Source organism: Arthrobacter gyeryongensis (assembly GCF_039543785.1).
In the GTDB taxonomy this organism is placed as follows: Bacteria; Actinomycetota; Actinomycetes; order Actinomycetales; family Micrococcaceae; genus Arthrobacter; species Arthrobacter gyeryongensis.
In genome coordinates this window covers 41,735-55,377 of sequence record NZ_BAABKK010000004.1, presented here as the reverse complement: position 1 = coordinate 55,377, position 13,643 = coordinate 41,735, and the positions used below count along the sequence as shown (strand labels likewise).

Sequence of the window (13,643 nt, the reverse complement as noted above, 5' to 3'; positions counted from 1 at the left end):
CTATACGGAGACACTCTCCGTTTTGCAATAGTGTATTGAAAGGTGTTTCTGTGCGCGCTGACGCTCAACGCAACCGCGATCGGATTGTGGAGGTTGCACGTGCGCTCTTCCGTGTCAAAGGCTACGAAGCCGTCTCGATGGACGAAGTCGCCAAGGCGGCCGAGGTGGGACCCGGTACGCTCTATCGGCACTTCCCGACCAAGGAGTCGCTGTACGACGCGGTCCTCGAAGCGTGGGCAGAGAAGGTCAACACCGCCGTCGACCGTGCCCTCACGCTCGACGCCTCCGCGCGCGAGCGCCTGCTGACTTGGCTGACCGACTATGCGTCGATGCTGACAGAACACAAGGGCGCCGCCGCGCGGATCACCGCCGCTCTCGGGGACCCTGGTTCCCCCTTCGCAGCAAAGTGCCAGACCTACCTGGGCGCCAATCGGCGCGTGATCGAAGCGTTGGACTCGGCATTGCGCCCCGGAGTCGATGCAATGCAGATCAGCCGGCTCGTCGGTGGTGTGGCTGCAGTGGTAGATAACAGCGAACTTCCCGCCGACACCGCAGCATCCATGCTCGCGGTAGTCGCTGACGGACTTATCGCTTCTTGACGCGGTTCAGCGCTGGGCTGAGTACTCCAGCATCTGAGCTGTACTCCAAGTGCGCCACGTCACTTACTCGCAAATTCGTTAACCAAGTCCAGTAGAGATCACTCAAGGCTGCCCAGAAGCCCGTCCGTAGGATCCGTAGTGAGCCGAAGATGGCTCACTGCCATTGCTTTTGGGATGCAATGTGCGGCAGTACCAACCCCGGCAGGGCCCTGAACCATGCCAAGGACGCACATCATGAAAACTGCAAAACTCATGGCCGTCGCTTGCCTTTTGCTTGCTTGGACAGCCACACCATTATCCGCCGCAAATGCCGCACCGATGGATGCTTCGGGCATTGCCTTGGGCAGCGACATTTCCTGGCCCCAATGCGGCGGCGGACTTCCTGTGGGCCAGGTGTTCGGGATTGTCGGCGTGAACGACGGCCGTCCGGGCACCGCGAATCCCTGTTTCGCCGAGCAGCTGGGCTGGGCCAGCGGCTCGGCGGGCGGGACAAGCCAACCGGCGGCCGCCTTGTACGTCAACACCGCCAATCCCGCGGAGTACGGCGGCTGGTGGCCGGCATCCGATGCGGACGTGGGCATGAGCCGTCCAAACCCGTATGGGAGCTGCGACGGGACGGCTTCGCCGGCGTGCGCTTACCTCTACGGTTACGCCATCGCGTTCGACGACGTTAATAATTACGGGGTACCCGACCCCGCCAAGCACATGTGGTGGCTGGACGTGGAGATCGGGAACGCGTGGTCCTGGGACACCATGGCCAACGCCGCGGATATTGAAGGCATGGCCATCTACCTGCAAAGCATTGGCGCGGAGGTTGGCATCTATTCAACCTCGTACCAGTTCGGAGTAATCGCCGGTCAGCTTCATCCCGACAGCAATCTGAACGGGCTCAAGAGCTGGCTTGCCGGAGCAACGTCTCCGGAGTCGGCAGCGGAACTCTGCTCGGCCCCGCCCCTGACGGCAGGCGGCGTGGTTGCACTCACCCAATTCACCACTGACTTCGATTACAACTACTCCTGCATTCCGCCGGCACCGCCACCACCCCCGCCACCTGCTCCGGTAGTGGCCCCGCCGAAGCCCCCGGCCCCGACGCTGACTACAGACGCCAGCGGCAAGCGGAAGCCGGTGCTGTCGATAGCGCAGAACTGACGGCACCTCGCCGAGGTTCCCGGCCTGGTCTAGCGCAGCTCCGCTGCAAGATTTCCCCAAGATTGACCTAGTTTGCCCCGTCGGGAGCTGTAGCTAAGTAATTTCGATCCGGGGGGACGAACGGCATGGCCGATAACTGAGGTTGGCGGGCGACTCCCGAAATTGCTATTCGCAGCGACAATGCCGTCGAAAGGTCTCAAAATGTCCCAGCCAAACCATAACCAGCCGTATCAGTACCCGAACTACCCGAACGTCCAGCAGAACAACTCCCTCGAGCACTTTCAGGGGAGTAAGTTCAAGGAAAAGTCAATAATCTTTGGGGTCATCGGTTTCTTTTTCCTGGGCATTGTTTTCGGGCCTCTGGCGATTGCCAATGCAAGGAAGGCCGAGGCCCTGCACCACTCGGCAACCCTGGGGAAGGTCCTTGGGTGGATCGACACCATCGCTTCGGTATTGGGGCTTTTGGCCTTCCTTCTCATTTTCCTTCCGGCGGCGTTCGGCGGGGGACACTAACGCGGCGGCCCTGACGGTTCCCAGCCGAGGTTCGTGACGCGTCGTTTCGTGACCTCAGGCAACGATGGACCAGACTTAGGGACGTGACCAACAAACCCCGCCCCGGCCTGGCTATCGCTGCACTGAGTCTCGGGACGGCGCTGAATCCGTTGAACTCGTCGATGATCGCGGTCGCGCTGGTGGTCCTGCGCCAGGACTTTGCGCTCGACGTCGCCACGGTCACCTGGGTGATCACGTCCTTCTACCTCGCCTCGGCCGCTGGCCAGCCGCTCATGGGCAGGCTCGCAGACCGCTTCGGTCCGCGGAGGTTGTTCACCTTCGGTATGGCGGTGGTCGCCATTTCCTGCCTTTTGGCACCGTTCTCGCCGAACTTCGCATTGGTCTGCGTGGCTCGAGCGCTCATGGCGGTGGGGACCGCGACGGCGTACCCGTGCGCCGTCGTGATGGTCTCGACGCTCAGCCGGCAGGCGCACATCAGCTCAACCCGACCCCTGGGGCGGATCCAGATGGCGAACACCTCGGCCGCCGCGGTGGGTCCCGTCGTCGGCGGCCTTCTGGTGAGCTTGGTCGGCTGGCAGGCGCTGTTCGCGATCAACGTGCCGATCTCGCTCCTGGCCCTGATCGTGGTGCGGCAGGTGGCACCGCCCGACGTCGGACGCGAAAGCGGCAAGCTCTCGGCCCTCCTGCGCGATTCCGACATTCCGGGCATCCTGGCGTTCATCGCGTCACTGACGCTGGCGATGATGGCGCTGCTCAACGTGATGCCGTCCTACCGATGGTGGTTCATCGCCGTCGCTGTGGTCCTGGCGGGGCTGTTCGCATGGCGCGAGTTCCGGTTCAGTCCGCCGTTCCTGGATTTGCGGCTGCTCGGCCGGAACCGGCCGCTGTTGCTGTTGTACTTGGGTTTCGCGGTGTTCAGCGCGGTTTACTATTTTGCCTTCTTCGGGCTTCCGCAGTTGCTTCAGCAGGCTGGAAAGTACGACGCCGGCGTGGTCGGCCTGCTGATGCTGCCCCTGGCTGCCATGTCGGTTTTCATGACGCCGGTGACGGTGCGGTTCATTGAGCGGTTCGGGGTGCGGTCCGTGATGATCGCCGGGGTCGTGCTTTTGGCGCTGGCTTCCGGTGCGCTCGGGGCGCTGACGTTGTCCTTCTGGCCGCCGCTGGTGCTCATGCTCACGGCGTTGATGGGTGTTCCGTATGGCGTGGTCAGTACGGCATCGAACCAAGGTTTGTATGTGTCCGCGCGGCCTGAGGACAGGGGAGTAGCCGCGGGGATTTTTCAGACGTGCAGATACCTAGGGGCCATCACGGCGACAGTTCTCATTGGTGTGCTATACGGTCCCGGGGTGAACCAGGCAAACTGGGGGCTCATGGTGTTGGTGATGCTGGGGCTGAGCGCAGCGGTGTTTGTGCTGGCGTTGGCTTGGCGGAAGCCGGGTGTCGTGGCTTAGGTCCGATCGCACGGCTCTGAGACCCGCTGTGAATGGATAAGCCCTTCCACCTACTCCGAGGCACCTCGACCACTCATTTTCAGTGCGATGCCCACTCAATTTCAGTGCAATGCACACTCAGTGATCATTTTCGCCCGTAGCGTTGGATAGATTGTCAGGCTAGGGCACTGGGGCGCTCTCCTCAGATTTGGAAGGCCACTAGGCTCACATTTCAAAGTTGGGGTGTCTGCGTTAGGAGTTGGGAAGTGTTCGAAGAGGAAGTCCGGCGGGCACTCGACTACGTGGCTCGAGGTGTGAATGTTCGGATCGTCGGCGGCCCCGGAAGTGGAAAATCAACGGTCCTGCAGTCGATCGCAGCTGGACTCGAAAAGGCCGGGTTCACGGTCTACAGCATCTCGGGTTCGCGGTTCCTGAATGAGACCCCGTTCGCAGGGATTGGCTCACTCGGACTGGAAGGACGCGGGCAAGAAAATGGGCCGCTAGGAGTCGCGAATGTGTTCGCCGAACAGTTGGCCCAGCGAGGCGCCCGGGCAATAGTTGTTGACGATATCGAAGAGCTCGACAAGGAATCAGCGGCAGTCATTGACATTGTTCAGAGGCGGACCGAACGGCCGCTGGTGGTGACGATGGACGATCACCCACTGGACCCAGGGGCCTCCGTGTTCACGCCTGCCCGATGGCCGGAGACAACGATACGACTTAGTCCTCTTCACTACGATCAAGTCAACAAACTCCTGGCGCAGACACTCGGGTCGCCGCCGGACGTGGATTTGACCACGGCCGTGCTCATGAAATCCGGAGGCAACCCGCGACTCGTGGTCAGGATCGCCCAAAGCGCGGAGCTGAGCAAGCAACTTATCCTCCATGACGGACAGTGGAGCATGGGTGGGCACACACTCTGGAACGAATATCTCCAGAGCACCGTCCAGGAACTCCTTCACGGACTAAGCGCGGATGAGCGGACGGCTTTGCATACCCTGTCCGTGGTGGGAGCCCGGACGCTGGGGTCCCTGAAGCCAGTAGTTGAGGTAGATATCCTGGACAGGCTCGAAATGCGGGGGCTGGTTGCGCTCACCGAAGACAGCGCTGGAGCCATGTGGGTAAGCGTCAGCCCTCACATTGTTGTCGACCATTTCCGCGACCATCACGTCCGATCCTCCCGCAGGGTGCTGGCGGATCGGAGTAACCGGGAGATCGCTACCCATGACCCGCCGGTAAAGAGGTCCTCGCCTGAGCTTCTGGCCGAACTGATCGGAGACCTGCGGAGTGAAGCCCGCGGCGGCACAGCTGCGACGCAGCACTTCCAAGAACAGCTACGGGAACTGGAGGAATCACAATTCAGCGTCTGGGAGTCCGAAAAGACCATGGCCAGCGCAGCAGCGTTCCTCAAGTTCTACTGGGGCGGCCCGATCGATCCCTCACGCATCGAACAAGTCTTCAGCGAAACTCAGGCGGTAGGAGCTGATTCCGGCGATCACTTCTTCTTCGCCATGACCCGGGCGCTGTGGGCCATCGTCAGCGGCGGGGAAGCATCTGTCGCGAAGGGCATACTCCAGGCGATCGGCCAAGCTCACCCCGATTGGGAGGCAGAAGCCCAAGCGTTCGCGCTCTACCTCGAGGCGTCCTTCGACCGAATGCCCTCAAACCTCGACGAAACCCTGGACAGGCTCCGCAGCCGCCACCACGAGAGCGGCGTTCTGCCAGTCATCCGGGGCATTCTGGAGCTCTACCGCTTCGACGCCCAGGCTGCCCTCCGGGCCCTTGATTCAGCAGACGGCTTCGGCCTTGCCGCAGGCATGGAACCCTTCGTCCGCGGACTCGCGCTCCATATTGCCGGCCACGGCGAAGAAGCAGTGATCTTCTCCCTCAGTCAACGTGCCGCAGCGCGGCGCCGCCTTGATCAGTTCGGCTTCGTCGCGAGCAGCTACGTTGCGGTACTGGCCATGACACAACAAGGACTCAGCAAGGAAGCTGACTGTGTAATGACTAGCGTTTTCGCGCTCGGCCGGCCCGGCTTCCTGGTGAGCTTCCTCCACGACGCGATGCTCAGAATCGCCGGGCTTCGCGCACTGGCCGGCCCCGGCAAGAATGCCGCCTCCCTCGGGATCCAAGCACGCAAAGACGTCGCTGACATTGGGCCCCTGCCCGGTACCGGCAAAGCGGTCTATGAGCTCGTTACCCGGAAATACGCCGATCCAGCCGACTTTGACGAAAAGGCTGCGGACCTTCTGGAACAACAATTGGATCGCGGTTACATCACCGAAGCCGTGTACGCCTCATTGTTCATGTTGTCCCTTTACCCCGGACACAAGATCCTGGAGACCACGCAACGGCTACTGCAGGAAAACGGCGTGAGCACCCATGCCCAGTTCCTCGCCATCGCCGGTGCCATTCGTGACCGCGACCACCAACTGCTAAAAATCCTGTTGGACCAATACGAAGCCGACTCCGACCTTCCCGCGATCACAAGGCTCCTGAAAGGCGTGGTGAAGGGTCACCTCCTCAAACGCCACCGGGGGTTGGCCAAGACTTTTCATCAGATCATCTCAACCTTCGAAAACCGCTTCCCGCCACAAGGGGTACAACTGACCCTCGACACAGGAGGGCATTCCCAGGGTTTGACTCCTCGGGAGAGGGAAATCGCCATTCTGGCAGGCAGCCAACGCACCCCCGAAATCGCTGCCCTCCTGGGGATCAGTCCCCGGACCGTGGAAAACCACATCTCCAGAGCCCTTGCCAAGACCGGAACCACCACGCGCCAGTCCCTTCATGAGCACGCGCGAAACTCCCAAACAGATGGCGGGTAACTGGGCAACCGGCTGCAGATCCTCGGCCGCAATTCAGCTGGGAGTATGAGTGCACTCCCTATCTACCAGTGTCAAGTGTTTTGCTCATATTGAATGTTGAATACTCGAAATTGAGTATGCATGGGCGTCAAATTGAGTGGTGCCAAGGTCGTAATTGAGTAATATCGAGGCCTGCACGGATGCATCAATCAATTCTGGTTTTGACCTTGGAATTAAAGTCCTCCGACCTGTTATTGAAATGTCTTGACTAATTTATCTGGCCTGCATATTTTCGTTCGTGAAGCACCTGCCTCACCGGGCGCCCTACCCACGATCACCTCCAGGAGGACAGTGTGAATTCGAAGTCAAGAACCTTGAAGAGAGCCAGTGCCGTTGGCGCCGCCGCCATTCTGGGAGTCGCCGCTCTCGCGTTAGCGGCACCGGCTGCATCCGCCGCGCCGTGTGGCTACTACAAGACGGCAGACTACGACATGTACAACCATTGCGGACCAGGGAACGCCTATCTGCAGATTGACCAGGTTGTCGGCAACTACTTTCAGTGCGTAGGACCAGGCAACACCATCCTCCGGCCTCCTGGAGACTATGGCATTTGGGAGATTACAAATGCCTTCTACTTGCGACGCTGCTAACCATCAGCAAGACAACCAGAATTGACGGGCCGCCGTCGGCGCCTCCGGGAGATGCTGGCCACGTAGTCTTCTGTAAAGCACCTGAACGGATTGGCAGAATGCTTACTAAGTCGTATCGGAAGCGTCATTTCGAATTAGCCGACACCTTGAGCAGCGCTGTTCGGATGTGGCCAGTGATGACAATTGTCCCGGTGCTCGGGATCGTCTTTGCCAACCTGTATCAGCTCAATATCGGCGTCTACCCTCCGGTGGACTTCTTGATTTATCGGTACGCTTCCGTAGCGTCTTGGCTCGGGGAAGACATTTATGCCCGCAACATTTTTGGGGAACTTCTGCCGTCCGAGGGTCTGCCTTTCGTCTACACGCCGTTTGCAGCTTCGCTCCTATCTGTCACGAGTTTGTTTCCTACCCAGGTGTCCTTCATGCTGTGGACCACGGGTTGCGTAGCAATTTTGGCGTTCATCATTGGTGTTTGCCTGCCGCAGTCTTTGCCTAGGCGCCGGACGATTTGGCTCGCGCTTCTTTTGCTGGGCTGTTGTTCCACCGTCGTCGCCCAGCACTTGGTGTGGGGTCAGATCAACTTGTTCCTCGCCGGACTCTGTCTCGCGGATTTCGTTCGTCACACCAATGGAAGGTGGTCCCGGTTCGTTCCGAAAGGGGTGTTGATCGGGGTCGCTGCCGGTATCAAGCTGACTCCCGCCATCTTCATTCCATATCTCTTGATGACAAGGCAATGGCATATGGCGGTCTCCGCCATTGCCGGTTTCGCCGGGACAGTAATTATCGGGGGGATCATGTTTCCCACCATGTCATTCAGCTATTGGTTCTCAAATGTGTGGCAGCTCAGCTCAAAGGTTGATCTGGGCACCCAGTTCGCCAGCGCGGGCAACAACTCCATACAGGGGGCGGCCGGGGCGATAGGGCATTGGGCGGTCTCGCCCTCCAAGGTCATCGTTATCGTTGTGGCCATTCTCGGCTTGTTGGCTGCTGCGGCGGTCTTCCGTGCGGGACAAACGCTGGCGGCGGTTCTGACCGTCGGAATGACTGCCAATCTTGTCTCACCTGTGAGTTGGGTGCATCACTGGGTGTATCTGATCCCGGCCCTTATCGTGCTTTGGTTCCTGGGACGGACGCGCACCCGGATCTTCGTAGCCGCCGCCGCGCTGGTTCTGCTGATCCATGGAACGGATCTGGGTGAACACATGCTGCAGAACGGTACGATCATGCTCGCCCCCCTGGGCATACTCCTACGTGAGTCTTTGCTGCTTATTTCAATCGCAACGATAGGGACGTTCTTCGCGCTAAGGAGCCGCACCTCGCCACTCGCGGCGGCAACACTTTCCCAGGGCCGCTTGGAAGGACGCCCGGCCAGGCTCTAGAAATTCTGCGCTCCGGCAATACCGGTGCCGGACAATTCCAATGAGAGGTCAGTACATCCTATGGATAGAAATAGTGCATCAAGCCGACGCCCGCTCTTACTTCCTGTCCGAGACGGAAGCTTGGTCGAAGCGCGGGGTTGCCTGTTCACGGGAGCCGACGGACATGCTTATGTACGGCCGAGAATGCACCCTGATGAACCGCGTCTCGGATTGCCCGAGCAGGCTCAAATGGACACAACAACACTAAGAATCAGGGTCACAGGCCCTGAGTTGGGTGACTCGGGGCTTGGGAGGCTGGAGAGTTCCTGGCACACAATTCGTGGCATCTTAAGAGGTACGACCATCGAAGTTGACGCTGTGCTCGATGCGCCTGCGGAATGGCTCGACTCGTGGGAGGAAACGGACCCGAGATACGCAGAGGCGAAGGCTGATGCCCCGTCGGAGTGGTTCCTTAGTCCGGACCGCGAGAAGCTTCTGGAAGGAATCTTTGCCAGCTTTGATGGGCACAAGGACTTCTATCCTCTTATTTCATTGGGACTTAACGGCACCTACGAAGGCACCTTCCGCGCCACGTTGTACATGCTTGCGATCAACGAAAGTTTTGCATCGTGGGCAGGCAACTTCAGCGCCGATGACCTCCTAGTTCAATCATTCGTGAGGGCCTTGTAGCTGGGGGTTTCTAGGTATTTACCGGCATAAGAGTCGCCTTCTGACTGCGACGTCGCATTTGTCCCGGCCCGGGTGACGCCCCGAGTCGGGAAGCAGGTTCTTGACACCATCGCCTGGCGACGTTCCCCGCAGCTTGAGTATCCAGCGGCAGAGCACGCCTAGCTTCGATCCGATCACGCGGCGTAGTTCGGTCACGGCGCTAGAATCGCAGGAACAATTATCCGAGATTAATTTATCACTTACATTAGCGAGATGATCTCCTTGAGCCGCATGACCTTCCTTAGGTACTCGGGCGCTCTGCTGATGCTGCTCTCCGGAGCCGCGTTGACTGCCTGCGACGGAGGCGTCCAACGTCATGCCGGCTCAATACAAGCTACCGATCCGGTCCAGAATACCGAAGCGGCACCGCAAGACGGGGCACTGTCATCAGCGGCAAGCCTCATCACGAAGGAGTTAAGCGGCGACCCCAACTTCGGGTCGGTCGCCCTTGAACAGGGGAAGCTGGTCATCACGTGGCACGGTCCCGAGAACGACCGGATCTCACGCTTGCGCGGCCAACTCCCCGGCGTTGACATCTCGCTCCGTTCTGCAGCCTGTGTTCCGGGAATTGTCATGGATCGTGCGAGAACTCTTTTGAAGGAAGAAGCGCGGGTCCGTGTCGTCGGGATGTCCAATGACGGATCCCGTGTGGTGGTCACGGTTTCAGATGGCGCAGACAGCAGTGCCCTGGCCGCCGCCTACGAAGCGCGGCTCGGCTGCCCGGTCCGCCTCGAGCTTGGGGACGTGGTCCCGGCCACGGGAAACTGAAGATCGGAGACTTCCCCCTGACCTGCGGTTTTGTCAAGCCGCCAGTCGCCCTGAAGTGCTTCTTCGGGGCGCTCGCACTTTGCATTAGCAGAGCTTGTTGACACCCCTATCCTGTGGGAATAATCTCGGCCTTACGAGGTTCGTGGGTCTCAAAGTGAGTGTTTTCGGCGCTGCCTCTGGGGGAGCTCCGCTAGTCGAATGAACTAGCGAGGAGAGTCCTCAATGTCTTGGGAAATGTCCGGAAAATATGTTGCCAATTGCAGTTGCGCTTTGATCTGTCCCTGTCCGGTGGACAGTCGGCCCAACAGTGCCAACGGCGAGTGCCGCGGCGTGGCAGTGTTCCATGTTGCGAACGGGAAGCTCGATGACACCGACCTTTCGGGTGTCGACTTCGCCTTCGTCAATTTCTTCCCGTCGAACCTGACCGCGGGCGGTTGGAAGATCGGCGTCGTCGTCGATGAAGGCGCTTCCGACGGGCAGGCGACCGCCCTCGAAAGCATCCTGCACGGCGAAGTCGGCGGACCGTTCGGGGATCTGGCTGCCCTGTACGGCGAATGGCTGGGCGTTCAGCGGGCCGCCGTCGCGTTCTCGGATGGCGACAACCCGTCGGCCTCGGTGGGAGACAGTGTGAACTACACACTGGAAACGCTGCCCGGCCCGGGTGGCAGCGTCACCACCGTCAAGAACGCGATGTACGCCTTCGCGTCCGACTACATGATCGGGAAGGCGCCAGGCCACTCGGATCTCTTCGGCCTGGACTTCGATGGGATCTACGGCGAGAGCGGAGAGTTCGCCTACGCAAGCGAAATGGCTGAAGGCGCCCCCAAGGGCAGGGCATGACAGCCGGGAACCTGCCTCGTAGAAAGTTGAATCGGGGAGCTGTGGCGGGCGGTACGCCGCGCGCCACAGCTTTCAACTTGGATCCACGCGAGGCCGGCCTGGTTGCTGTATTGCTGATCCTCGCGGCGGTGAGCTGGATCGTTTCTGCCGTGCAAACGGCGGGGATGGACATGGGGCGTTGGACAGATCCGGGGCCGCTCGGCTTCTTCCTCACCACCTGGGTGGTGATGCTCGCGGCGATGATGTTTCCGTCGGTGGCGCCCATGGTGGTTGCTTACGCCAGGATCACCCACCACCGTCGGGAGAGCGGTCGCTATGCCCCGCAGGGTTCCACGGCGGTGTTCGTGGCCGGCTACCTCATCTCCTGGACGATCTTTGGCCTCGCCGCGTACGCGCTCTACGCGATGGTCGCGTCCCTCATCCCCGGTTTGTTTGTCTCCGATCCGGGTGGTCGCTACCTGGCGGCCGGAGTGATTTTTGTGGCGGCCGTTTACCAACTGACGCCCGCCAAGAACGTCTCCTTGATGAAATGCCGGACGCCGATGGACTTCATCTTGCGCCGCATCCGCTATGGACGCCTTGGCGCGCTGCGCCTCGGACTCGAGCACGGCGCGTGGTGCGTTGCCTGCTGCTGGGCGCTGATGGTGGCACTCTTCGCGCTCGGCGTGATGAGCGTCGGCTGGATGGCTGTAGTGGGGGCGTTCATTGCCTTGGAGAAGATGCTTCCGTGGAAGCGGATCGCCAACCGATTGGTCGCCGTCGCGCTCGCCCTGATCGCCGTGGCGATCGCCTTTGCGCCCGCGATGGTACCCGGCGTCGGGATGTAAGTGCGGGGGAAAAATGGGACGGTCTCATTCATGAAGGAGTCGGAAATGGCTGGCAGTAAACTGATCGAGCGCTTTTACAAAGAAATCCTCGAGGGTGGAAATCTCGATCTCATTGATGAACTGGCTACGGATAACTTGATCGATCACGAACAGGCGCTTCCTGGGCAACCGCCCGGCAAGGAGGGCGCCCGGTTCTTCGTCAACGCCATCCGAGCCGCGTTCCCGGATATCAAGGTCAAAACGATCGAGCCGGCGCTGGCTGACGGAAACCTGGAGGCGTGCCACGTAGTTCTCACGGGCACGCACAGTGGGGAAATGGCGGGCGTTCCAGCATCGGGCAACAGCGTCGAATTCGACAGCACCGACATTATTCGCGTCGAGGACGGCAAAGTGGCTGAGCACTGGGGAACCACGAACAACCTGAGCCTCATGCAGCAGATCGGCGTCGTACCCCAGTAGCGATTCCCCAATAGCGTCTCCCGCCCGCGCTCCTAGCTGCGGGCGGGAGGCATTCGGAGGTGAGCCGGGAAGTCTGGTCGGCAGCTCGATAGGGCTGTCATGGAACCGGAGATCCCAGTGAAAATTCCGAGCGGAACGTCCCCCGGAGGTGGACTGGGAAGAGGCCTGCGTTCCCGCACCGCACTGCTCTTGGCGTTTGCCTTCGCGGTCATGGCCGACCCCGTCTCCTCCGTCGCGTACGCCATCGAAGCGGCCCTGCGCGCCCTGGACGGCGATTTGGCGTTGCTGGTCCCGGCGATGGTCCTGGTGGTAGCCATCGTCGCCTTGGTGATCGTGAACTACCGGCAACTCGTCGCGCGCTACCCGAGAGGTGGCGGGGCGCCGGCCGCGGTGGGTGAGGCCTTCGGAGACGGCTGGTCCTTCATCCCGATCGGCGCGCTGGTGGTGGATTTCCTGCTCACTATCGCGATCAGCGTCTCGGCGGGGTCCTCGGCGGTGATCGCCTATTTCCCCGCCCTTGCTCCCTGGCGTTTGTTGCTCGGACTCGGCTTGGTGGTCCTCGTCGGTGCGGCGACGTGGTTCGGTCACCTTGGCAGGTTGGTCTTCGCAGCGATGACAATGGCCTTCATCGTCGTTTCCGTTGTCGTCCTTCTCTACGGCCTGGGCGCAGCACCTAAACCGCTCAGTACGATCGCCGGCGCTCCCGGGCATCCACCGGTCCTTGCCGTGGTGCTTGCGTTCCCGGTCGCCATGGCCATGGCGACCGGTGTGGAAGCGGCGACCTCGGCGGTTGCCCAGCTCGGGCAGCTCGACACTGACGGGAAGCGACGCTTCGGGCAGCTCACTCTCTGGCTGACCCTCGGCATCGTCGGCTCCATCACGCTGGGCCTCGCCGTGGAGGCCGCGCAGCTGCACATCGGCATTCCGCCGAAGGACAGCACACAGATCGCCGAACTCGCCCGCCTCGCTGCCCCGGCGCCCGTGTTCGCCGCCTTCCAACTCGTCACTGCCCTGCTGCTCCTCGCGGCCGCTTCCTCGGGTTTCCAGGCGGGACCGGGATTGCTCAAAGCCCTGGCGCGCCACAGCAACCCCCACGGTGAGACCATCGGCGTCCTTCCGCTCTTCCTGGGCCGTACCAACCACCACCACACGCCCTATTGGGGCGTGGCGGTATTCATCGTCCTGGCCGGTGCAGTGACAGCCATCGCCGGCGGCGACGACCAGGAGCTTGTCCTGTTCTACGCCGTCGCGGTCTTCCTCAGCTTCCTCGGCGGCCTGGTTTCCATGGCACTCTTGGCCCGGAGGGACCGCCAGCCGCGAGCCGTCATCCTCAACACCGTCGGAGCCTTCGCTGTGGCCTTCACCCTGATCGCCAATCTCTCCCGCGGCTTCCCGATCGTCAGCCTCGCCGCCGCCCTCGCCGTCGCAGGCCTCCTCTACCGGCTCTGGACCAAAGCGGGACGCCCCCGCGGCATCCGCAATGTAGCCGCGGAAGCAGAAATCGAGTGATGCTC

13 protein-coding genes are annotated in these 13,643 nt (G+C 61.0%); all 13 read left to right on the top strand.

The window, feature by feature from the left end; genetic code table 11:
* The first annotated feature begins 50 nt into the window (after positions 1-50).
* On the top strand, positions 51-599 hold the full coding sequence (locus ABEA18_RS02745) for a TetR/AcrR family transcriptional regulator (RefSeq protein WP_345447808.1): 549 nt from the start codon (positions 51-53) through the stop codon (positions 597-599).
* A gap of 234 nt (positions 600-833) precedes the next feature.
* Complete coding sequence (locus tag ABEA18_RS02740; RefSeq protein WP_345447807.1) at positions 834-1,748, top strand: glycoside hydrolase family 25 domain-containing protein; 915 nt, start codon at positions 834-836, stop codon at positions 1,746-1,748.
* A gap of 201 nt (positions 1,749-1,949) precedes the next feature.
* Complete coding sequence (locus tag ABEA18_RS02735) at positions 1,950-2,261, top strand: hypothetical protein (RefSeq protein WP_345447806.1); 312 nt, start codon at positions 1,950-1,952, stop codon at positions 2,259-2,261.
* 83 nt (positions 2,262-2,344) lie between these two features.
* Positions 2,345-3,712 carry an MFS transporter gene (locus ABEA18_RS02730; RefSeq protein ID WP_345447805.1) on the top strand — a complete coding sequence of 456 codons (1,368 nt, stop codon included), beginning with the start codon at positions 2,345-2,347 and terminating at the stop codon, positions 3,710-3,712.
* A gap of 245 nt (positions 3,713-3,957) precedes the next feature.
* Complete coding sequence (locus ABEA18_RS02725; RefSeq protein ID WP_345447804.1) at positions 3,958-6,519, top strand: LuxR C-terminal-related transcriptional regulator; 2,562 nt, start codon at positions 3,958-3,960, stop codon at positions 6,517-6,519.
* A gap of 353 nt (positions 6,520-6,872) precedes the next feature.
* The gene (locus ABEA18_RS02720; RefSeq protein ID WP_345447803.1) at positions 6,873-7,148 is read left to right on the top strand and encodes a DUF6355 family natural product biosynthesis protein; all 276 of its coding nucleotides are present in this window, start codon (positions 6,873-6,875) and stop codon (positions 7,146-7,148) included.
* Positions 7,149-7,339: 191 nt separating this feature from the next.
* Positions 7,340-8,527, top strand: coding sequence for a glycosyltransferase 87 family protein (locus tag ABEA18_RS02715; RefSeq protein WP_345447802.1), 1,188 nt, complete (start codon positions 7,340-7,342; stop codon positions 8,525-8,527).
* A 228-nt stretch (positions 8,528-8,755) separates the two neighbouring features.
* Positions 8,756-9,196: a hypothetical protein gene (locus ABEA18_RS02710; protein WP_345447801.1), complete on the top strand. Its 441-nt coding sequence runs from the start codon at positions 8,756-8,758 to the stop codon at positions 9,194-9,196.
* A 252-nt stretch (positions 9,197-9,448) separates the two neighbouring features.
* Positions 9,449-10,003 carry a hypothetical protein gene (locus tag ABEA18_RS02705; RefSeq protein ID WP_345447800.1) on the top strand — a complete coding sequence of 185 codons (555 nt, stop codon included), beginning with the start codon at positions 9,449-9,451 and terminating at the stop codon, positions 10,001-10,003.
* A gap of 222 nt (positions 10,004-10,225) precedes the next feature.
* Entirely contained in the window at positions 10,226-10,843 is a 618-nt protein-coding gene (locus tag ABEA18_RS02700; RefSeq protein WP_345447799.1) for a DUF1326 domain-containing protein, read from the top strand.
* Positions 10,840-11,670 carry a DUF2182 domain-containing protein gene (locus ABEA18_RS02695; RefSeq protein ID WP_345447798.1) on the top strand — a complete coding sequence of 277 codons (831 nt, stop codon included), beginning with the start codon at positions 10,840-10,842 and terminating at the stop codon, positions 11,668-11,670. The genes ABEA18_RS02700 and ABEA18_RS02695 overlap by 4 nt, the downstream gene beginning before the upstream one ends.
* Before the next feature lie 30 nt (positions 11,671-11,700).
* Positions 11,701-12,129 (top strand): ester cyclase, encoded by a 429-nt coding sequence (locus tag ABEA18_RS02690; protein ID WP_345447797.1) that lies wholly within the window; start codon positions 11,701-11,703, stop codon positions 12,127-12,129.
* A 117-nt stretch (positions 12,130-12,246) separates the two neighbouring features.
* On the top strand, positions 12,247-13,638 hold the full coding sequence (locus tag ABEA18_RS02685) for an APC family permease (protein WP_345447796.1): 1,392 nt from the start codon (positions 12,247-12,249) through the stop codon (positions 13,636-13,638).
* Positions 13,639-13,643 lie beyond the last annotated feature (5 nt).